The following is a 20,808-nucleotide window of genomic DNA, read 5'->3' on the forward strand; positions in this document are numbered from 1 at the left end:
GCAAAAACAGCAGCGGAAAAGTATCCTGTCGCTGAGACAGATTTCCCCGAACAGCGGATGCCCTGCCTCCGACACAGCCGTCTTCCGCAAATCCGCCGCGGCTTCCCGCTCTCCTCCCCGCCGCAGGGACTCATAGCTCCTCTTTAGCTGTTCTGCCAGGACGATCTCCCACCGCATGGCATAGTCCCTCCGGCCCTTCCGGTATTCCCCGTCCCTGATCCGCCGGGCGCAGTCGAAATATCGTCTCCCTCTCGCCGTCCCCGCGGAATTGGTGACGCTCTCAGGATGCACTCTGTAATAGTACCATGCATTCCCGCAGCAGACGCTCTTCACCTGTCTGTCCGTCAGTCGGTACAGGAACCAGGTGTCCTCCCCGTTGGCCAGGCTTCTGTCGAACCTGACATCCCCTATGGCGGAACGCAGGATCAGCTTGCCGCCGATGCCGGAGAAAATGTCCGTGTACTTTACGTGGAACCAGTTCTCTGTCATTTCTTCGTCCGCTGTGTGCCACCGGGTTGCGGCGCTGTCCTCCCCTATCGGGGCTTCCCCGGCAGCGGCTCGCTTACCTGGCCTCCGCGCATCGGCCTCCCGGATGGCGTCCGCTTCACTTCCGACCTGCTCTCCGCCCTGCCCTCCGGCCTTCCGCGCCTCCTCTCCCCAGTCTCTCTTGAGCGATTCCTCCAGCTCCCTGCCGTCCATCCTGGCGTACCCGCAGAACGCAAGCTGCGCCCCCCATCCTTCCGCCCTGCCCAACATCTCCTCCAGCAGCCTGGGATGGATGGCGTCATCGCTGTCCAGGAAGAAGACATACTCCCCGCAGGCCCTGTCAAGCCCCGTGTTCCTGGCGTCGGAAACTCCCTGGTTCTCCTGGCGCAGCACCTGTATCCGCCCGTCCCTCTCCGCCAGCTTTCCGCATATGCCGGGCCCTTTGTCCACAGACCCGTCGTCAATCACCAGTATCTCCAGCTCAGGATAGGTCTGCCTGACCACAGATTCCAGGCATTTCCCGATATAGCGCTCCGCATTGTACATGGGAACGATCACCGATATCTTCTTCCCAGTCTCCACTACCGTAAAATCCTTTCACTTTCCTATGGCTTTTTCCCATGCCATATGCTATAATACGCCGGGCGCTACAGGCGTTCCATATTCCTGACAGAGATTGGAAGCAGACCATATGAAGACCATGAGAACACTGGCCGTCCTGGCCATGGCAGCAAACCTATCCCTGTTCGGCGGCGGGATTTCCGCGCTGGGCAGACAGATTTCCGCAGGCACCGGCGACATCCTGGCCTTTGTCCGGGAGATCTCCGCCTTTGCCGAAGAAGTCTTATTGCGCACAGGCATACGCATTCCCGAATACACGCCGTCCCCCTGCGTGGAATCCGCGGCCGCACTGGACAATCCCTACATCGGCTGGTATCAGATCCACGCCTACACCCTGTCCGATGCCCCCTGGGATCCGACGGATGTCCTGGAGCAGGATTACGGCCCCGGCCTTGTCCTCCTCCAGTTCAATCTGTGCAATTTCGCAGAAGGCCCTGTCAGCGAGGCCGGGCTGGCGCAGTTGGAGGGCATCCTGGACGCCTGGCATTCCAGGGGCAGGCAGCTGATCCTGCGCTTTCTCTACGACTGGGACGGCAAGCCCCACAAGACGGAGCCGGAGAGCCTCTCCCAAATCCTGGAGCATATGTCCCAGACCGCCCGGGTCATAGACAGGCACCGGGACTGCGTCTATATCCTCCAGGGCATCTATGCGGGCTCCTGGGGGGAAATGCACGGCTCCGAATACACCAATGCGGAGGACATGCTCACCCTCATGGAGCACCTGGACTCCGTCACAGACCCTTCCGTCTTCCTGGCAGTCCGCACCCCCGCCCAGTGGCGCGCCGTGAAGGACGCCTGGCAGGCCCGGGAAGGAGACTCCGCCGGGACAGGCCTCCAGCGCCTGGGCCTCTACAATGACGGGCTGCTGGGCTCGGAGACGGATCTGGGCACCTACGGCCAGGGGGATTCGGACTTTTCCGCCGGGCAGACGCAAAAGCGTTCCCGTCAGGACGAAATCACATTTCAGAATACCCTGTGCAACCATGTGCCCAACGGCGGGGAGGTCACCATCGACAATCCGTATAATGATTTCCCCTCCGCCGTCCAGGATCTGGCGGCCATCCACATCTCCTACCTGAACGACCGCTACGACGAGGCTGTGCTGGCCAAATGGCAGGCGGACAGCTTCACCGGAGATGGCCCCTTCCGGGGCATGAGCGGATATGATTACATCGCCGCCCACCTGGGCTACCGCTATGTGCTCAGATCCTCCGCCCTCAGCGCCCCCGCTTCCCCGGAGGAGGCGGCGGTGCTGACCCTCGCCCTGGAGAATGTGGGCTTCTCCCCCTGCTACCGCCCCTTTGACGTGGCCCTGAACATGGAAGCCGAATCCGGGGACTATGCGCTGCCGGTGGAGGCCGACACCCGCCTCTGGCTCCCCGGCCAGGAAATCCTGCTGGAAATCCCTCTGGATCTCAGCGCCCTTGCCCCGGGGGAGTACAGTCTGTCCCTCTCCGTCTCGGATCCCTTCTCCGGCTTTGAGATCCGCCTGGCCAATGAAGGGGCCCTGGAGGGCGAGGGCTGTCCTGTGGGCTCCCTAACGGTCCGGATATCCCCCCAGTAGGATCCTGTCGCCAGCCCCCTCGTTGGCGAACCGGATGACCCTTCCGTCCGCCCTGCGCTTCAGCGTCAGGAATAACCTGCTGCCCGGGGCGCGCCCTTCCGATATGTCCGCCCGCAGCAGGCTCTCCTGTCCGCTGCGCCACTCTCTCGGGTCCGCGGCCAGATGCCGCAGCACCGCCCTTCCGTCGCCGTACTCTGTCACCAGGAAGCATTCCGCCTCCTGGCACAGGTTCCCGAAGCCCGTGTTCTCCACCGTGACCAGCAGCTCCTTCCCCTTTTTCTCCGTCACATTCCGCACGGTGAACCGATACCCCAGATGCCGGCCGATATAGTCATAGCCGCTGATTCCGTCCCAGCAGCCCGCCTCCTCCACGGTCTCCCGTCTCCAGTGCTCCAGCTGGTCCGGATGGTAGATGCTGTTGAGATAGCTCGCATGCATCTTCCCCAGAACCTCCGCCGCCTGCCGGTATCCTGTCAGGGGCTGGCCGGACAGGATCTCCCCACCATTTGGCGTCATGTCCATACAGCCCTCCTGCCAGTCCAGCTCCTCGCCGCGGCTCCAGCTCCCGGTCTCCCCGGCCTGTGCCCTTGTCCGGGTGCCGTATGTCCCCATGTCCGTCTCCGAGCCGAATATGCCGTCATTGTACAGGCCCAGCCGCTCCTCCAGTCCGGGCTCCGCGCTGCCGTCTGCCACAGTGCGCCACTGGGCGGGGGTGCGCACCGCAAGGAAGCATCTCCCTTCGGTTGACCGATATAAAGTATTCATCAAATCGCACATGGAGTCCCTGCCCAGGAACTTGGAGCCGTGCATCTCCCCCCAGTTTCCCACGAAGATTCCCTGCAGCACCAGGATATCTTCCATATAAGGCCGGATTGCCCCGCCAATCTGCTCCATGTGACGCTTCACCATGGAGACCGTGAGGGGCTCCCTCTCCATGCCCTTGCCCTCATTGTCGTAGACGAACCGCAGTATCATTTCTTTTCCATTCCGGCGGAAGAATTCCAGGATCTGCCCGATATGGAGCAGGGCCTCCTTCGGAATCTCGCAGGCCCTGTAGTCCCCTATGAGGATCAGAACCAGAGCCAGCTGTTCCTGCCTGCAGCTCTCGTCCAGCCAGGCCTCCTCTTCCACAGGCCGCCCCCCATCCGGCTTCGCCCGGAAGGTATAGACATGATACCAGCCCTGTCCGGGATTGTGCAGCTCCCCGCTGCTCTCCATGCACCGGGCGGCCTCGAACGCCGTCTTCTCCCTAAATCTTATCCGCACTGCGCAATCCCACCTCCACGTCCATCTTCAGGAATTTCACCCGGAACAATATGATCACCGTGCTGTACATGACCCGGAGCATGTACCAGAAGGGCTTGAGCCCCGAATGCATGCTCTTCCCCGCCGTCCGGGCATGCATCACCGCCGGCACCTCCACCACCTTGAACTTGGCCAAAAGCATCAGCACCAGCATGTTGGCATCCGGATACTTGTCGTCGAAATGATTGTATTTCGAATAATACAGGAAGGCCTTCCTGCTCAGCCCCTGCAGGCCCGTGGTGGGATCCGAGATCCGCGCGCCCGTGATCAGGCGGATCATGCCCCGAAACAGGGAGTAGACGACCTTCTTGGGCCATGAAACCGGGAAATCGGAGCTGTCCTTCCGGAACCTGGCCCCCAGCACGATGTCCGGATACCGTCCGTCCTCCTCCCTCTCCTTCAGCCTGTTGTAGAGCACGGGGATATTGCAGACATCATGCTGCCCGTCCCCGTCCATCTGGATAACGTACCTGTATCCGCGCCTTACCGCATATTTATATCCGGTCTGCAGGGCACAGCCGTAGCCCATGTTAAAGGGCTGGGATATCATAGGGTATCCCATCTCCTTCACGGTCCAGTTGGTGGAGTCCGTGGAAGCGTCGTTTATGACCAGGATATCCGCCACGGACGAAAGCCCCAGGCCCTCCACCTGCCCCAGCACCCTCCGGATATTCTGTCCCTCATTATAAGCAGGTATGATGATCAGTAATTCCTTCATAATCCTTTTCCAGCCCCCTGTCCTTCCCGCACTCAATCCAGAAGTGCCAGAAATGTCTCCAGTTCCTGTCCCTGGGCGAAATCCCTGCGCCCTGCCGCCTGCCCCAGGGCAATCCGCTTCTCCTCGTCCTCCAGAAGCGATGCGATGCTGTCCGCGACAGCCTCCGGCGTCAGCGCGCAGAGCAGGCCGTCCGCGCCGTCCTCTATCTGCTCCCGGTTGCCGTTGCAGTCCGAGGCCACCACGGCCCGCCCCAGTGTCTGGGCCTCCTGGATGGCGATGCTCTTGCCCTCGAACCGGGTGGCATGTATGTACAAATCAGCCTGGGCATAATAGGGATAAGGGTTCTCCACGGCCCCAAGGAGCAGGAAATCCTCCTGCAATCCCAGGGCCGCTATCTTTTTCTCCAGGGCCCTTCTCTGATCCCCCTCCCCCAGCACGTACCACCTGGCCCGGTATCCCCTGTCCTTCAAAAGCTTCATGGCCTCTATGGCTATATCGTAAGCCTTCTGGTAGGTGAGCCTGCCCACGGTCAGCAGGCGCTTTCCCTCATAGCCGTCTGAAAAGCCTCCCGCTTCCCTGCTTCGGCGGCGGATGCCCTCCTGATCCACCAGGTTGTGGAAGATGCCGGCCTTTCCCCCATGCTCCGGATACACCGCCAGGAAATGCTCCCGCACCTCGTCGGAGACCATGAAGATCCGGTCGAAGCTGTCCCAGCAGTCCCTGTCCATCTCCCGGGTGTACCCGGCGCTCTCATAGTCGATGTGGACAAAGGCGCATTTCCTGGCGGCCTTCACATGGTCTGCCACATAGTAGGCGGAAGCCCCCTCCAGCCATGCCACCGCCAGGTCGAATTCCTCCTGAAAGCGCAGGCCTCCGTCCGAGAGCATCCGCCACAGCAGCTTATCCGTCTGCAGCTTTCCCCTCCTGACCATGGGCATGAGATTCTTGACGATATAACATATTTTTCCAATCTGCCCGCCGTTTTTAAAGAAAGCCCGGCACACTGTACGAACCATCCCCCGTTTTCCCTCCCGGGACAGCACGGAATGGGCGTCGAATCCGGGATTGCGCAGCCGGACATAGGGCGGCAGCTTATGGATCATCTCCCCCTGGCCCATGATGACATACAGGGAAATCTCATACGCCGGGCTGTCCAGGCGCCCAAGCAGCTCCAGCATGGCCGTCTCCGCGCCGGCCCGGCCCATGGTGTTAATCACGAACAGAATCTTTTTCCCCATTGGCCTCCTCCTGCTGCCTGGTCAGCTCCTCCAGCTCGTGCATCATGCGCTCGCTCTCCTGGTTCAGCATGGCCACCTGCATGGCAAGCTCCCGGTTCTTCATATTTAACTGGGAAATCACCAGGCTGTTCTGCACCTCCGTGAACAGAATCAGAGCCCCCACGCAGAAGAACGCAAGGCCCGTGCCGGGGGCAAGCATATGCGTCCATTCCGACAGAATCGGAATCGCTCCCATGAGAATCATGAATATCCCCAGCAGCCCCCAGATTACGGCGTAGTTCACTGCCAGCTTCTTAAAGGAATGGGTCCAGAAGCCGAACAGGAACAAGATCACACCTCCAACCCCCAATCCGATCCTTATGATAGTACCGTCCATCTTACGCGCTCTCCTTTCTGTCATACACCTTGGCGGGCGGCTTCGTGCCCATGCCGGGCCTGATCAGCGACCCCTTGCAGAAGATATGGGCATCCAGATGCCTCTCCATGTAGCGGAGCCTGAAATAGGCGAAGGTCCAGCCGGTGAAGGCCCCCGCCACCACGCCGACGCCGTACCACAGCTCCGGCAGACGGGTGGCCGCCAGGCTGCCCAAAAAGGTCACCAGGCAGAAAAGCAGGGATGTGACCATGGCCCCCGTCAGGTCGTCGAAGTAGTACAGGAAGATGATCTCCGCGTACATGAGGAACAGGATGAAGTACCCTGCCGTCAGGCAGGGATAGATCCGCATGGTCAGCGGCGATATGCCCAGCCCGGGCAGGAACACCACCGCGATCAGGTATACCACCGCCGTGATGATGAACTGGATGCGCACCAGGTTCATCAGCTCCGCGGAGAGCTGGCGGAACATTTCCCTCTTGGCGCTGTCGATGTCCGCCCCCTTGCCCCCGATCACCGCCTCGGAGTAGGCCTTGTATTTATCGTGGAAATGCATCTCCACCCTGGCGATGAAGATGATCGTGGTGGAGATATTGGTGAACATGGCCAGGCAGGTGGCCATGTCGTAGGGCTGGTTGCACACGAAGGTCTTCACCACAACCAGGCGCATGTCCGTATTCCAGAAGACGAAATTATGGATATACAGGCCCAGGATGTAGAAGAAGTTCGCCACCACCAGCTTCCAGTATTTCCCGAAATAGCGCAGCACCGATTTGTACCGGTTGCTGTTCCTGACGAAGTACCGCTTTATGATGGCAAGCTCCAGGAAGGCCGTCAGGAAAAAGCCTGTCATCAGGGCGAACAGCATGCTCTCCCTGATGCCCCATTTCATGACGAACCGCAGGAACAGGGAGAACAGGAAGGCCCACAGCATCCCGATGGAGAAGAACAGGGATATCTTCGTGTAGTCCTTGGAGATGGACAGGTAGATCATGGAGTAGAACACCAGCACCAGCCCGATGTAGCCGCAGTATCCGGTAAAGGTGTAGAATACGTCCACCTTGCCCACGAAATGCTCCCAGAGGCAGAAGGGAATCCCCAGCAGGCTGCTCAAGGAGATGTTCAGGAACAGCCCGAAGAAGAAGCAGGGCCTGATGTCCTCATATCGCTCCTCGTACACCACATCGGACATGTACTTGGACAGCACGGAGTTGAAGGGGGCCGCGGTGAGCAGCGCGAAGATGAAGATATAGAGCACCGTGCAGGAGAACAGCTCCCGCTCCACGAAGCCCAACTGGTCGAAGCCCAGGAAATGGCTCATCAGCAGGATGTTCAGGATGACCACCAGCATGGGGGTCACCGTGGACATGGAGCTGTAGGCGAATCCCGCCAGGTGGGTGGTTATGGTGTTCTTTTCAAATATTCTGTTCAGCTTGATGCCGATGCCTGCCATGGCTCTTCCCTCTCTTCATGTTCCTGTCTCATATCTCATATCCCGCTCCGCAGCTGTCCGCGAACTCCCCATATATCTTCCGGTAGGTGGCGCGCATGTGCTCTATGCGGTAGGCGGACATGACCCTCTTGTAGCCGCTCTCCCCCATCCGGAGGCGCATGGCCTCGTTCCTGGCCATATCCACCATGGCCTGGGCGATCTCCTCCACGTTCATGATGTGGGTGAGGATTCCCGCCGGCCCGAAATCGTCCTTCTCCCCGTATATCAGCCCGGAGCAGTTGCCCACGTCCGTGGCGATCACAGGCACATGGGCCGCGTAGCTCTCCAGGATGGTCAGGGGCTGCCCCTCGCTGATGCTGGTCAGGATGGTCACGTCCATCCGCCCCAGGTAATCCCGGATATCGATCCTTCCGGTGAAGACCACGTCCGTCAGGCCCAGGGCCTCCACCTGCTCAAAGCACTCCTTTGCGTAGGCCTCGTCCTCGTCACAGGGCCCCATGATCCACAGCTTCAGCCTGGGCTCCCTCTCTTTGGCGAAGCCGAAGGCCTGGATCATGGTCTTCACGTCCTTGATAGGGGTCACCCGCAGGATGGCGCCGATGTTGAACTTCCCGGCGTCCTCCTCCGTCTTTCCAGGAAGCGCCTGCAGGTGGTCTACCGCCACGCCGTTGGGTGTGACCATGGTCTTCTCCGCAGGACAGCCCAAATCCACCTGAAGCTCCCTGGCATGCTCATAGAGGCTGGTGATCAGATCGGCCCTCTCGTAGGCCAAGGTGGACATCTTCCGGAACTGATCGATCCAGATGTTCTTGTAGGCCCCCTTGACCCATTCCGCCCGCAGCAGCTCCTCCTCCCGCTCCCTGGTGTAGATGCCGTGCTCCGAGATCAGGAGCTTTCCCCCGTACAGGGACTTCCCCATGCTGCCCAACACCCCGGCGTAGCCCGTGGCCACGCAGTGATAGAGATCCGCCCTCGGCAGCTCCATCTTCAGCGCGAACAGCAGCGGCAGGTACACCGAGCGCATGGTCCAGAGGAAATCGGAGAAATTCAGCTGGCTGTACTGCAGGTCGTAATACTCCCTGACGATGTGCAGGAAATCCTCCCCCATCAGCAGCTTATCCAGGGAGACTCCGCCCTTCTGGAACAGCCGGAACAATGTCTCCCAGTCCACCTCCCGGTTCATCACCAGGCTGCGCATGGCCGTGTATTCCCTCTTGTTCAGCCTGTGCCTGTGCCAGCCCTTCCGGTTCCAGTCCACATCCTGCAGGTACAGCTCATGGACCTCCGCCACATTCTCCGGCATCTGGTAGATGAACTTCCCGCTCTGGTCCCGGGTGCTTATGATTGTCAGCAGCGTGAACTCCACCTTTGGGAATGACTGTATGAGTCCGTGTATCCAACTGGATACGCCGCCTGCCACATATGGATAACAGCCCTCCACTACTATACAGACCTTCATTTCCTGTCTCCTTACCTGTCCTCCGCCCGGGCACCGGTGTCCTAACGGTAGAACCTCTCGTCCGCCGGCTTTAATGTCAGGACGGCCCGCTTATCCGTCACCTCGATCAGGTACGCGCCCTCCTCCAGCTCCTGCCAGCTTCCGCCCTCCATGTCCTCTATGGCCTCATTGTGGGTCCGCAGGACGAACCAGGCGGGCCCTGTAATCCCCTCCACCTGCAGATGTATGGCGTCGTCGATCCTGCTGTCCCGGTAATCCAGGGCCAGGAACTGGCGGATCCGGGCATCGCACTCGGAGGCGGTGGTGGCGTGGAAGCCCCGGAAGCTCTGGCCGTAGATGCCGATGGTGGTGCCCAGCGCTTTGGAGAGCTGTTCCCAGCCGTCCCCGTCCTCCTCCGGATATGCCACCCGGGACAGGTCGAAGGAGATGCTGAAGTACCCCAGCGCCGTCTCCATGCACCTGACCAGGAAATCGCTCTCATAGGTATACGTCAGGCCGTCTCCAATTACACGCTGTGCCGTCACACCCTCCGACAGGAATCCCACCGGCATGGCCTGTGTCCCGTCATGCTCCCTGACCACGGTTCTGACAGACCCAAGCAGCTCCTCCCCCAGCGCCTCCCGGATTTCCAGGGCCTCCATGTCCCCCGCGTACAGGGACGCGAACCCGTAGCCGCCCAGGGCCTCCCGGAGGAACGCCCCGTCCGAAGCCAGCTTCCCGGCCAGGGGCGTATCCGATACGGAAAGGCCCCACAGGCCCGTCTCCGCCCCGTGCTCATTGAAGATTTTCAGATAATAGGCCAATTGCCTGCCGTCTGGCAGATTGTCGTCCGTGTAGTCATACTGGGGCGTCATCATACAGGTGGCCTTATAGCGGTGCTTCTCCAGAACGGCGGCGATATTGGGCCACAGAAGCTCCTGGAACACCTGCTTCACGGAACGGCTGTAGAGCCGCTCCATCTCCTCCGGATTCTCGTCCGCCAGGCTGGGATATCCCGCCAGAATCATGTTCTGGGCATTCACCACCGGATAGAGCCCATAGGAATCCGTCTCCGCGGCCATGGCGGACAAAAGCCCCATCCCCTGGAGCCCGTCCATCAGGCCGCCGTTCACGGCGAACACGCTGGCGGTGCCGTGGCTCTTGCGCCACAGCATGATCGGGTAGTTCTCCGCCTTCACCTGCTCCCCCGCCGCAATCCCCCTCATGTACACCTTGGTGCCGTAGCCGGGGAGATACCAGGGGAAGGTCTTCTCCCCCGGGTATGCCTCGCTCCCCGGCAGGAGCTCCTCCGCGTCAGGGCTTTCCCGGTCCAGATAGAAGGTTCCTCCGCCCAGCAGGAAGCCCTCCCGCAGATAATATCCCGTCACCGTGGTCTCCTGCTCCAGCACCTTCCGGATGCCCAGAAAGTCCCGCAGCTTTTTGTTCCCCTCGATCACCGACACCTCCGGGAGGCCGGGGAGCACCAGATGGGTCCCCGCTTCCACATAGCCCTCCAGCAGCTCCAGCTCCTCCCCGGACTCCCAGTCCACACAGGCCGGATCCGTCACCAGCATCCAGGCCGTCCCTTCGCCCTCTGCGGCTTTCAGGGCCGTCAGGGACGGATAGGCGGCGATGTCCCGCTTCGTGTATGTCACCCATGCCTCCACCACGCCGTAGAGGGCGCTGTCCTCCGGACCAATCCAGACGACCCTGTCCCTGGAAGCCGCGGCCAGGCTCCAGACATCCTCCGTGCCCTCCTCCGGGGCCGGCTCCTCCTCTTCCCCGCCCGGCAGGTACATATTGATCTGGGAGGGATAGTTCTCCGCCGTCTCGGTATACCTGTTCACGGCATAGTCATTCCAGCCGTCCTTCAGGCTGTTGAGGCACATGCACAGGAACAGCACCGTAGCCATCAATATGGTGATTGCAAAATAATTCCGGCGTGATATCATCTCTTTCCCTCTCTCGTTCCGGCTCCGCGTCTATCCGTGAGATGCCTCACTCGTTATAGCCGTAGTCCAGGGCAAAATTGTACAGGTTGTACGCGTCCTGGCGTATGCGGTAGCAGACGAAGGCATCCGTCTCGTAGTACACTTCCATCTCATTGGGATACAGCTCACGGAAGGCCCGGGCCCAGTAGTACATATGGGACATGGTCACCCATCTCTGCTCCCCTATGTAGGGCAGGATACCCTTCACCTTCGGCAGGGGCGTCTCCGCTCCCTCCAGGGAGACCTCCCTGGAAGGGCGGATGGTGTTCAGATAGTCCAGATACAGGAGGGGCACCTTTTCGATGAAGAAGTATACCGTATCCGTAGGTATGGTGATGACAGGCTGCTCCTTCACCTCCTCCTGCTTCCGCAGGAACTCGATCAGCTCATAGTGGTATCCCCGCCCCCAGGTCATCTGCTGCTCGTCATTGGCAGAGCAGATTGTCCAGGAGCCTTCCCCTCCGCTCTCATGCAGGATATTGGTGAGGCATATTATGGCGTCATTGGATTCATAGGCGCTTAAGTATGCAGGCCTCCTGACGCCTGTCAGCGCCACCGCCGCACAGGCCGCTGCCAAAGCCGCCACCGCGCCCGCATCGATCGCCCGCTTCTCCCCAAACAGCAGATACAGCACCGCGTCCAGGCCAAGGCCCCATATAATCGGAATTCCGTATCCAATGTAGACGGAATACCGCGATACCTCCAGCAGCTGCGGCAGCCCCAGCTTTGCCGAGGCCTGGAGGATGCACAGCACCCCCATGAACACGCCGACGGAGAGCAGAGCGCCCCCGTAATCCGGCCTGCGTAGAATCAGCCACAATACCCCCAGCGCCAAAACCGCTCCCACGCTCCCCAGCATGAACCTGGCCGCATCCATGCTGTCATTCGTAACATAATATTTCAGCTCCTCCAGAACGCAGACAACCCCTTTTTGGAGCTTTTCCGCCAAACCGCCCCCCTGAGGCGCTTTTTTCCCGCTGTCCTGTGTCCCGCCGGTTTCCTTCTTCCCGTCCTCCCCGGAGCTGCCTTTCCCTTCCACGCCGCCTTCTCCCGCCTCTCCCCCGCCGGAGGAGAGCATGTTCATGCCCCAGTACAGGGAACCCTGCAGAGGCTTTCCCATGGCATAGGCCGCCGCCATGGGCAGCACCGCAATCAGGATGCCGGCTATCCCCGCCAGCATCAGCCCCTTCAGATACCGCCAGCGCAGGCAGCGGAAGACAAATCCCACGCCTATCCCGAGGCACAGCAGCCCCGCCACTATGGTGTCGTAAAAGTGGACTGTCAGCGTCATGGATATGGCAATGGCAAACAGGATCAGGTTCCGCCTCCGGGCGAAGTCCTTCTCCCGCAGAAAGGCAATGGCAAACCAGGCGGCGGGCAATATGAAGAGCATCCCGTACTCCTGGGGCAGCGCCGCATAATATCTGTAATATGTATACTGGTAGAAAACCCCCGAGGCCACATAGGCCATGACCCCGATGTAAGGGGTGTATCTCGCTTTGCACAGCAGCCGCAGGAAGGCCAGCAGCATCAGATGAATCATCAGCGTCTGAGGCAGCGCGAACACCCGCAGCAGCACATAGACAGGGATGGCGAACACCTCATGCAGATAATAGATCATGCAGTGGAAGCCAAAGGGGTAGACGCCGTCCACGAAGATGTTGTTGTTCTCCATATGGTTGATCCAATAATTGTGCAGCACCATGTCGGAAGCGCAGTAGCCGTACACATTCACCGTGTTGGTCCCGTATATGTAGAGAATCAGCGCCACGGTTCCGGCCGCCAGAAGGGCCTCCGGCCAGCGGGGCGCAAGCCATTCCCCCAGCCATCCGGAGGACATCCGCCCCAGGCGCCTCCCCAGCCGCAGCATCAGCGTCCTGCGCCCAAGCTGCCCCTCCGAGACCTGCCGCAGCTGCTCCAGCCGCCGCTCCAGCCGCGCCCCGAGGGATGCCTTCCACTGAAATGCCGCCACCGCGATAAAGGGGGCAAGCGTCCCCAGAAACAGCGTCAGCCTGCAGGAAACGTGGAGCAGCTGCAGCAGGTACACCAAGTTCATGCAGTAGAAGTTCCCGATCATGAAGCATGCCATGAACCTGGCCGGCAGCCTGATGCCTGTCATCCTCCGGCGCAGCAGCGCCCACGGCAGCAAAAGCGTCACCGCCAGGTATGCCGCCGCCACCTCTATGGTCTGCAATATCGTAAGCATCGTCATTGACATCTCACAAGCCCATGCCTTTCCACAGCCTGCCCGCCTTCATGGAGCATCTGTCTCAACTGAAGATACGGATCAGCTCCAGCGTCTCATTGTCGATCACCACATTGGATCTCTTCAAGGCCTCCAGCGTCTCGAAGAAATCCTCCCTGTCCTGCCTGGCGAAGCTCAGCTTCAGCCTGCAGGTATAGCTGGGCAGCTCCTCCGGGAACTGCTCCTTCATCCGCCCGCACCATTTCGAAGCCCTGTCGAACTCCTTCACCTCCAGCGCCCGCAGACATACCTCCTCATACCGTTCCAGGGTAAGCCTGGAGGGATCCTTCCCATAGAGCGATTCCGCGCTCTCCGTCAATATATTCACGAATTTCCGCTGCTCATGGTCGGAGAAGATGCGCTGCCGCAGGATATTGTCCATATAGTCCAGGAGAATCTCCTCGCACTCCGTCTCCCCGGGCTCCTCCTCCTGGATCTGCCGCCACAGCCTCTGCACATAGAGACGGAACTTGTTCAGCTCGTCGGACAGCACGGCCGCGGCGTAATGGGAGGCCTCGGAGTCCTCGCTGTCCAGCGCCAGCGTGATGGATGCCAGGGAATTGCGGATGTCCTCCTTGATCACGTTCATCATCACCATGCGCAGGTCCTTCTTCTCATTGACCAGGATGGCCTCCTCCAGGGGGATGATGTCCCGCTCCCGTTCCTCGTCCGCCTTCATGCGGGTCCTGACCCGCTCCTTGCTGAATATCACATCCGCCAGATCCACGTCCCTCCAGAACACAAGCAGATAGAAAAGCTGTCCCATGAAGAAGAACAGCGGCCCAATCACCGGGCACAGTACCATCACCAGGAACCGGAGCAGATAGGTCCTCCGGTTGTCATACAGGGCCTCTCCCTTCTCCTCCCCGGCTGCCGCGGCGTGGGCGGGCACGAGGAACAGCACCCCTGCCAGCAGATAGACCAGCGCCACGGCCAGGTTCACCAGGAGCACGGTCAGGAAAATGCGCTCATCCCTCGCCAGCGTCATATCACAGCCTCCTCCACTCGGCATTCATAGCCCGCGCTCCGGAAGCGCTCCTGGATGCCGCCGATGTTCTCCTTGTTCGTATTGGACAGCAGCGCATGGAGCTTCCCCTGCTTCAGGATACCCAGATAATCCGTCTGCCGGATGGCGCCGCCCAGGGTCTTGGCCACATTCTCATAGTTCTCGTCTCCTGTGAGGATTTCCAGCAGCACATATTCGGTGAGCCCCTTCTCCCTGGCGTCAAAGAACGCCTTGGCCAGCTGGGTGAAGGCGTCCTCGTCCAGCACGTTCGTCCCCTCCACATACCGGCGGTTCCTGAGGGCCTCCAGATAGCGGTTGGCCCGCACCACGGCGTTCTGGATCAGGAAGCCCACGATGGTCAGGCGGTTGGCCTCTCCCAATGTCATGCGCTCCCAGGGGATGCCCCAGAGCATCAAAATCAGCTCCATCTCATCCTCCGCGTACACGGCGCTGGCCATCATGGGCATCTTCTCCTCCATCTTCCGGTTGATGTAGACGCGCCCTTCCTTCAGCTCTCCGTACATCTCCTCCATGGCGGTATATTTAATGGAATTCCCCATCTTGCGGGCCTCCGGAGACGTGGCGGAGAACAGTCTGGCGTAATCCCCGTTGGCCACCGTGTAAACTGCCACATCCTCACAGTCCATTAACTTCGAGAGTACCTGCGCCGCGTAGAACAGCACCTCCTCCGGGCCGTACTGCTCCAGGGTGGAGGAAATCTCGTAAATCTTCCCCAGGCTGTCCTTGTGGTTCACCACCTGGGACTCGAAATTGTGCTTCATCCGGACATTGCTGTCATTGATCTCCTCTATGTCCCTGAGCTGCCCCTGCAGGTATGCCACCCTGGCCCGGTTCTCGCTCTGGACGAACTGTAGCCGATCCCTGAGATACCCCACCACCAGCCCCACGATGAACAGCTGCGCCATCCACACATAGGTATTGTAGTCTATCAGCACCTCGAAGCCGCTGCGGACCCCCATCTGGCCCACGATATATCCGATCACCGCCAGGAAGCCGGAAAATATGGCCTGCCTCTGGCCGTACACCACCGCGAACAGCAGCACGTACAGCAGATAGAAGTCCAGGCGCGCCACGAACGCGCTGTCCGCCGCATTGTTGTACAACAGGAAAAATGGGATAAAGCATATCAGGTTCTCGATATAGGGGAACATCGCCCTGAGAATCCTGCGCGTATTGTTCCAGGCCCTGACGGCCAGACCGCCCCCCGCGTCCTCCTCCAGAATGAATGAGGCGCTGTGGCGTTTCATGAAATGGGCAACCTTTTTCACCCCTGTGTCGTAATGGTTGAATATCTCCCGGCCGAATTCCTCTGCATACCTTTTTCCGTCCAGAACCAGACGGCTTCCCGCACCCACGGTGCTGTCCACCACCTCAATGCCGGAGCCCAGCTCCTCCCGGACCAGCTTCGCCAGCTCCATCTCCCCCGTCTCCTCCCCGGAGGAAATGTGGTAACAGGCATGCTTCGGGGCTTCTTCGCAGATGAGCCTGTAAATCTGCTCCACCGCATCGTTCAGATAAATCATAGAGAAGGTCCGTCTCTCATTGGCGGATATCTTTCCCGTCTTCAATGCCTCCCGGCACATCCGGAAGCAGGGATCCTCCCCTCTCTCCCCCTTTTGGGGCACCCAGTACAGATGGCCGAAGCGCAGGATCACCGTGTCCGTCCCCTGGGTCCTGCGGTAGTTGGCGCAGGTCTCCTCCCCCTGGGCCAGGGCCATGGCCCTGAATCCCTTGGGAGATACGGGCTCCTCCTCCCCGATGTCGTCTATGTAGGGCGCGCCGAACACCTCCTGGGAGGAGAAATACAGGAAGCGCCCCTTCTTCATCATGCTGCAGGCGGACAGGATGTTCATGAGCCCCGCCATGTACCGCACGCCGTCCTGCCTGGGGGACTCCCAGGTGAAATTGGTGTCATAAGCGCCGGTGAATACGGTCACGTCCGGCTTCACGCTCTCCAGGATGTCCTTGATGCTCCCGCTGTCATAGGGGAAATTGTATTTCTCGAAGACGCGGCTGTAGGAGAATTTCCTCTCTTTCTGCCCCGTCAGCAGATAGACCCGATGGCCATTCTTGTTCAACTTGTCAATCACAGCGTTCATCAGCGCGCTGCCGCCGCCTACCAATAATATGACCATCTTCCCGACTCCGCCTGTCCTTTCCAGCTCATTGCTATAACTATTTCCATTCTCAATTATAGCATCCTGTAGTCCAAAGTCAATAGTCCGAGTGTGGCTCGGTTTTTAATCCACTCTCTGTACTAATCCTGCGGTCTTCTGCCCCGCCGCCGGAACGGCAAAAACCCGGACTGTGTCGCCGCACAATCCGGGAATCCTGTTTCCTTTGCCCTATTCTGTTCTGTCCCGCGCAGTCAGATTCCGCCGTCAACGATGAGCATGGCGTCCCCAAAGCTGAAGAACCGATACCGCTCCCTGACAGCCTCCTCATAGGCCGCCAGCACATGCTCCCTTCCCGCCAGGGCGGAGACCAGCATGATCAGCGTGGACTCCGGCAGGTGAAAATTGGTGATCAGCGCGTCCAGCACCCGGAACCGGTAGCCGGGATAGATGAAGATATCCGTGTCCCCGCTGCAGGGACGCACCAGGCCGTCCTCCCCCGCCGCGCTCTCCAGGGTGCGGCAGCTGGTGGTCCCCACACAGACAATCCGACCACCCTGAGCCTTTGTGCGGTTGATTGTGTCCGCGGCCTCCCGGGACACCTGGTAGTGCTCCGTATGCATGTGGTGCTCCAGCACGTTCTCCTCCTTCACAGGCCGAAAGGTGCCCAAGCCCACATGCAGGGTCACATAGGCAATCCCTATGCCCTTCCCCTCCAGCCTACCCAGCAGCTCCTTCGTGAAATGCAGCCCCGCTGTAGGCGCGGCGGCAGAGCCTTCATGCTTTGCATAGACCGTCTGGTAGCGGTTCCTGTCCTGGAGCTTGTGGGTAATATAGGGCGGCAGGGGCATCTCCCCCAGCCTGTCCAGCACCTCTTCGAAGATTCCTTCGTAGTCGAACCGTACCAGCCGATTGCCCTCCTCCACGGTGTCCAGGATTTCAGCCTTCAGCAGGCCGTCCCCGAAGGTCAGCCTGGTGCCGGGGCGGCATTTCTTGCCGGGCCGCACCAGCGTCTCCCAGACATCGCCGCTTCTGCGCTTCAGCAGCAGCAGCTCCACATGGGCTCCGGTGCCCTCCCGCTCCCCAAGGAGCCTGGCCGGGATGACCTTGGTGTCGTTCAGCACCAGGCAGTCCCCGGGCCGCAGGAACTCCCCAATTTCCCGAAATCCATGATGGGAAACTGCCCCGGTGCGCTTGTCCAGCACCAGGAGCCTGGAGGAGGTCCGCTCCTCCAGGGGATCCTGGGCTATCAGCTCCTGGGGCAGCTCAAAATAATAGTCGGATTTCAGCATTACGCTGTCCATTACATCCCTGCCCCTTCCGCAAACACCATGTAACCGCGGTAGGTCTCGTATACGTCAGCCTTGCTGGTGGCCTCCCAGGGCGCATGCATGTTCAGCACCGCCACGCCGCTGTCGATCACGTTCATGCCATACTCCGCCAGGATGTACGCGATGGTCCCGCCGCCGCCTACGTCCACCTTGCCCAGCTCCGCGGTCTGGTACACGATGCCCTTCTCGTCCAGGATTCTGCGCAGATAGGCTATGTACTCCGCGTTGGCGTCGTTGGAGCCGCCCTTTCCGCGGGAGCCCGTGAATTTGTTGAAGACCATGCCCTTTCCTACGAAAGCGGCATTCTTCTTCTCGAAGCAGGACGCATAGGTGGGATCGAAACCTGCGCTGACGTCGGAGGAGAGCATTGCGCTGCGGGCCAGGCATCTCCTGACGTTCAGCTCGCTGTACTCGCCCATGAGGTTCATCAGCTCCGCCACGGCGTTCTCAAAGAATCTGGACTGCATGCCCGTAGCGCCTACGGAGCCGATCTCCTCCTTGTCCACCAGGATGCAGCAAAGCGTCCTCTCCGTGGCCCCTACGTCCAGCATGGCCCGCATGGAAGTGAATGCGCAGACCCTGTCGTCCTGTCCGTAGCCCAGGATCATGCTGCGGTCAAAGCCCACTTCCCTGGTCTTGCCGGCAGGTACGATCTCCAGCTCCGCGGAGAGGAAGTCCTCCTCTTCCATGTCATAGGAGGCTTTCAGTATGTCAAGGATGCCTGCCTTGATGGCCTCCTTGGCCTTCTCCTTGTCCTCTTTTTTATCCTCCTCTTTCTCCTCCCTGGTCAGGACGATGGGCTTGCTGCCGATGATCAGATCCAGGGCCTCCCCCTCGATGACCTTGGAGGCTTTTTTCTCCATCTGCTCTCCCGCCAGGTGCACCAACAGGTCGGATATGAAGAACACAGGGTCGTCATCATTCTCTCCGATGTTCATCTCAATCGTGGTGCCGTCCTTCTTCACCACCACGCCGTGGAGCGCCAGGGGCAGGGCCACCCACTGATACTTCTTCACGCCGCCGTAATAATGGGTATCCAGGTACGCGAAGCCGCCCTCCTCATACAGGGGGTTCTGCTTCACATCGATCCTGGGGCTGTCGATATGGGCGCCCAGGATGTTCATGCCCTCCGCCATGGGCTTCTCTCCAATCTGGAACATGGCGATGGACTTGTTCATGCATACGCTGTACACCTTGTCCCCCTTCTGGGGCTTCTTTCCATCCCGGATCAGGCTCTCCAGCTCCTGATAGCCCTCCGCCTCGATGGTGTTCACGATGGTATCGATGCACTCCCTCTCTGTCTTGCCGTTGTCCAGGAAGTCCCTGTACTCCCGGTTCAGGCTCTCCAGCTTCTCCAGCTGCGCCGCATCATAAGTCTCCCACGTCACTTTTCTTTCCATTTCTCTTTCCTTTCTCGCTTTTCCTGCTATGTGGCAAACCCTTCGTCAAAAGCTGACTCCATTGTAGCATACTTTCCAGTCAATGGGAACTCCCCAGGCGCAAAATAATGGCCAGTCAGAAGACCGTCCCGTTCAGGGCGCTTACATTCCCAAAAATCATTTTCCGACCTTGTCGAAATACGCCTTGATGTTCTTCTTAATCTCATCCGACTTCATGGACTTGGGCAGATAGCCCGCGGGCTTCAGGGCCACCACATTCCTGACGCTCTCCCTGTCCGTCCTGCCGGTGAGGAAGATGACGGGGATATTGGCCAGCTCCTCCTCCGCCCGAATCATCTCCAGCACCTGCTTCCCGTCGCAGACAGGCATCTCGTAATCCAGCAGCACCAGGTCCGGTCTGTCCAGGGTCATGCTCCGGATGGCGGCCAGCCCGGACTTGGCCAGGCTCACCTCGTAGGTATCCTCCAGCAGCCTCTTCATGGCCTGCAGCATCACATCGGAGTCGTCCACCACCAGTATCTTCTTTTTCTTCTCCGCCTCATGGTTCTCCAGGTATTTCTTGATCTCGGCCATGGCGTTCTCCGCCCCGATGGACGTGGCTATCTCCTCCTCCAGCAGATGGGGCGCCATGACGCTGTAGGCGAAATACCCCTCCTTCGCGGAAAACAGTAGGCTGCACTGGGGGTTATGCTTCTCGAAGGCCCTCTGGAACTGATCATAGTTCAGCAGATTCTCCTCCCTGATGTCAAACTGCTCGGCATTGGGGAAATGCGTCTTGATGCGCTCCACGAACTGTTTTGCCGCATACCTGGTGGCGTTCATCATCATCACGTCCACGCCGTCCGTCTCGGCCCCGATGAGCTTCCCTATGGTATTGACGATTATCCTGTCTTCAAACACCAGGAAGAACTCCCATCTGTCCCCCCGGTCCGTGCCATAGACCAGCCGGTAGTAGATCCCCTTGCCGAACTTCTCTCCGTTGTAGCTCTCGCTGATGACCTTGGCCTCTATCTGGAACATCTCGTAGAGCAGCTCCGCCACGGTGTTCTTCATGGCGATCTGCTTTTCCTCCGGCAGCAGATTGCCCCACTTGCTCTCGGCCTTCCCCACGATTGCACGGTCTTCCGTCAATGTATGTCCGATGAGCCATCCGGCGCACACGCCCAGGAAATGCTTCACCGATTCCATGGAATAATAGCTCTCCGCCAGCTCCTTCTCGATCTCGGGAAGGGTCTTCTTGCGGAACGTGTCGTGGATCCGTCTATGTACGTCATATCCCTCATAACCTATGGACGCCATGTAGAGCTCTTCCTCCGCGAAATGCTTCATGGCATGCTCCTTAAAGTACTTGATGCCCTCCTGATAAGCCCACCGGCTCTTCTCGTCATTGTCGTCATAGGCAGAGAGCTTGTTCATGATCGCGAACAGCTTCCTGTGCTCCCTGTCGATAGACTCCACGCCGATATTGAATCTCTCCTGCCATACAAACTGATTTTTGCCCATA

General features: G+C 59.6%; 15 protein-coding genes. 1 reads left to right on the forward strand and 14 read right to left on the reverse strand.

What is annotated here, in order from left to right; genetic code table 11:
* A partial coding sequence (locus tag Q2B33_RS12320; protein WP_300914059.1) for a glycosyltransferase family 2 protein occupies positions 1 to 1,068 on the reverse strand: 1,068 nt, incomplete at its 3' end.
* Between the two features lie 109 nt (positions 1,069 to 1,177).
* Here Q2B33_RS12320 and Q2B33_RS12325 point away from each other — a divergent pair.
* On the forward strand, positions 1,178 to 2,671 hold the full coding sequence (locus Q2B33_RS12325; RefSeq protein ID WP_300568027.1) for a DUF4832 domain-containing protein: 1,494 nt from the start codon (positions 1,178 to 1,180) through the stop codon (positions 2,669 to 2,671).
* On the opposite strand, the gene Q2B33_RS12330 is transcribed toward Q2B33_RS12325, so the two are convergent.
* The 13 genes from Q2B33_RS12330 to Q2B33_RS12390 all read right to left on the reverse strand — a co-directional run bounded on the left by Q2B33_RS12330 (position 2,645) and on the right by Q2B33_RS12390 (position 20,807).
* Positions 2,645 to 3,937: a DUF4874 domain-containing protein gene (locus tag Q2B33_RS12330; RefSeq protein WP_300568024.1), complete on the reverse strand. Its 1,293-nt coding sequence runs from the start codon at positions 3,935 to 3,937 to the stop codon at positions 2,645 to 2,647. The genes Q2B33_RS12325 and Q2B33_RS12330 overlap by 27 nt on opposite strands.
* Positions 3,921 to 4,694: a glycosyltransferase family 2 protein gene (locus Q2B33_RS12335; RefSeq protein WP_300568021.1), complete on the reverse strand. Its 774-nt coding sequence runs from the start codon at positions 4,692 to 4,694 to the stop codon at positions 3,921 to 3,923. The genes Q2B33_RS12330 and Q2B33_RS12335 overlap by 17 nt, the downstream gene beginning before the upstream one ends.
* Before the next feature lie 32 nt (positions 4,695 to 4,726).
* Entirely contained in the window at positions 4,727 to 5,932 is a 1,206-nt protein-coding gene (locus tag Q2B33_RS12340; protein ID WP_300568018.1) for a glycosyltransferase, read from the reverse strand.
* Positions 5,904 to 6,308, reverse strand: coding sequence for a DUF2304 domain-containing protein (locus tag Q2B33_RS12345; RefSeq protein ID WP_296459423.1), 405 nt, complete (start codon positions 6,306 to 6,308; stop codon positions 5,904 to 5,906). The genes Q2B33_RS12340 and Q2B33_RS12345 overlap by 29 nt, the downstream gene beginning before the upstream one ends.
* 1 nt (position 6,309) lies before the next feature.
* Positions 6,310 to 7,758 carry an exopolysaccharide Pel transporter PelG gene (gene pelG, locus Q2B33_RS12350; protein WP_300568013.1) on the reverse strand — a complete coding sequence of 483 codons (1,449 nt, stop codon included), beginning with the start codon at positions 7,756 to 7,758 and terminating at the stop codon, positions 6,310 to 6,312.
* Positions 7,759 to 7,786: 28 nt separating this feature from the next.
* Positions 7,787 to 9,217, reverse strand: a complete 1,431-nt coding sequence (gene pelF, locus Q2B33_RS12355) for a GT4 family glycosyltransferase PelF (protein ID WP_300568010.1) — start codon at positions 9,215 to 9,217, stop codon at positions 7,787 to 7,789.
* Positions 9,218 to 9,258: 41 nt separating this feature from the next.
* Positions 9,259 to 11,148 carry a DUF2194 domain-containing protein gene (locus Q2B33_RS12360; protein ID WP_300568007.1) on the reverse strand — a complete coding sequence of 630 codons (1,890 nt, stop codon included), beginning with the start codon at positions 11,146 to 11,148 and terminating at the stop codon, positions 9,259 to 9,261.
* A gap of 46 nt (positions 11,149 to 11,194) precedes the next feature.
* Positions 11,195 to 13,393, reverse strand: coding sequence for a hypothetical protein (locus tag Q2B33_RS12365; protein ID WP_300837326.1), 2,199 nt, complete (start codon positions 13,391 to 13,393; stop codon positions 11,195 to 11,197).
* 64 nt (positions 13,394 to 13,457) lie between these two features.
* The gene (locus Q2B33_RS12370; protein ID WP_296459403.1) at positions 13,458 to 14,420 is read right to left on the reverse strand and encodes a hypothetical protein; all 963 of its coding nucleotides are present in this window, start codon (positions 14,418 to 14,420) and stop codon (positions 13,458 to 13,460) included.
* Entirely contained in the window at positions 14,417 to 16,594 is a 2,178-nt protein-coding gene (locus Q2B33_RS12375; RefSeq protein WP_300567997.1) for an NAD(P)-dependent oxidoreductase, read from the reverse strand. The genes Q2B33_RS12370 and Q2B33_RS12375 overlap by 4 nt, the downstream gene beginning before the upstream one ends.
* Positions 16,595 to 16,827: 233 nt before the next feature.
* Entirely contained in the window at positions 16,828 to 17,865 is a 1,038-nt protein-coding gene (queA, locus tag Q2B33_RS12380) for a tRNA preQ1(34) S-adenosylmethionine ribosyltransferase-isomerase QueA (protein WP_300568077.1), read from the reverse strand.
* 11 nt (positions 17,866 to 17,876) lie between these two features.
* Entirely contained in the window at positions 17,877 to 19,304 is a 1,428-nt protein-coding gene (locus tag Q2B33_RS12385; RefSeq protein ID WP_300567994.1) for an aminopeptidase, read from the reverse strand.
* A 156-nt stretch (positions 19,305 to 19,460) separates the two neighbouring features.
* The gene (locus tag Q2B33_RS12390; protein WP_300783158.1) at positions 19,461 to 20,807 is read right to left on the reverse strand and encodes a hemerythrin domain-containing protein; all 1,347 of its coding nucleotides are present in this window, start codon (positions 20,805 to 20,807) and stop codon (positions 19,461 to 19,463) included.
* Between the last annotated feature and the right edge of the window lies 1 nt (position 20,808).

This window comes from uncultured Acetatifactor sp. (assembly GCF_948601915.1).
GTDB lineage: Bacteria > Bacillota > Clostridia > Lachnospirales > Lachnospiraceae > Acetatifactor.

Bases quoted from the DNA above. Each gene is read 5' to 3' on its own strand.
- Q2B33_RS12325 (WP_300568027.1), top strand. From the start codon at position 1,178: ATGAAGACCATGAGAACACTGGCCGTCCTGGCCATGGCAGCAAACCTA.
- Q2B33_RS12340 (WP_300568018.1), bottom strand. From the start codon at position 5,932: ATGGGGAAAAAGATTCTGTTCGTGATTAACACCATGGGCCGGGCCGGC.
- Q2B33_RS12335 (WP_300568021.1), bottom strand. From the start codon at position 4,694: ATGAAGGAATTACTGATCATCATACCTGCTTATAATGAGGGACAGAAT.
- Q2B33_RS12390 (WP_300783158.1), bottom strand. From the start codon at position 20,807: ATGGGCAAAAATCAGTTTGTATGGCAGGAGAGATTCAATATCGGCGTG.
- Q2B33_RS12365 (WP_300837326.1), bottom strand. From the start codon at position 13,393: ATGCTTACGATATTGCAGACCATAGAGGTGGCGGCGGCATACCTGGCG.
- Q2B33_RS12360 (WP_300568007.1), bottom strand. From the start codon at position 11,148: ATGATATCACGCCGGAATTATTTTGCAATCACCATATTGATGGCTACG.
- Q2B33_RS12345 (WP_296459423.1), bottom strand. From the start codon at position 6,308: ATGGACGGTACTATCATAAGGATCGGATTGGGGGTTGGAGGTGTGATC.
- pelG (WP_300568013.1), bottom strand. From the start codon at position 7,758: ATGGCAGGCATCGGCATCAAGCTGAACAGAATATTTGAAAAGAACACC.
- Q2B33_RS12370 (WP_296459403.1), bottom strand. From the start codon at position 14,420: ATGACGCTGGCGAGGGATGAGCGCATTTTCCTGACCGTGCTCCTGGTG.
- pelF (WP_300568010.1), bottom strand. From the start codon at position 9,217: ATGAAGGTCTGTATAGTAGTGGAGGGCTGTTATCCATATGTGGCAGGC.
- queA (WP_300568077.1), bottom strand. From the start codon at position 17,865: ATGCTGAAATCCGACTATTATTTTGAGCTGCCCCAGGAGCTGATAGCC.
- Q2B33_RS12385 (WP_300567994.1), bottom strand. From the start codon at position 19,304: ATGGAAAGAAAAGTGACGTGGGAGACTTATGATGCGGCGCAGCTGGAG.
- Q2B33_RS12375 (WP_300567997.1), bottom strand. From the start codon at position 16,594: ATGGTCATATTATTGGTAGGCGGCGGCAGCGCGCTGATGAACGCTGTG.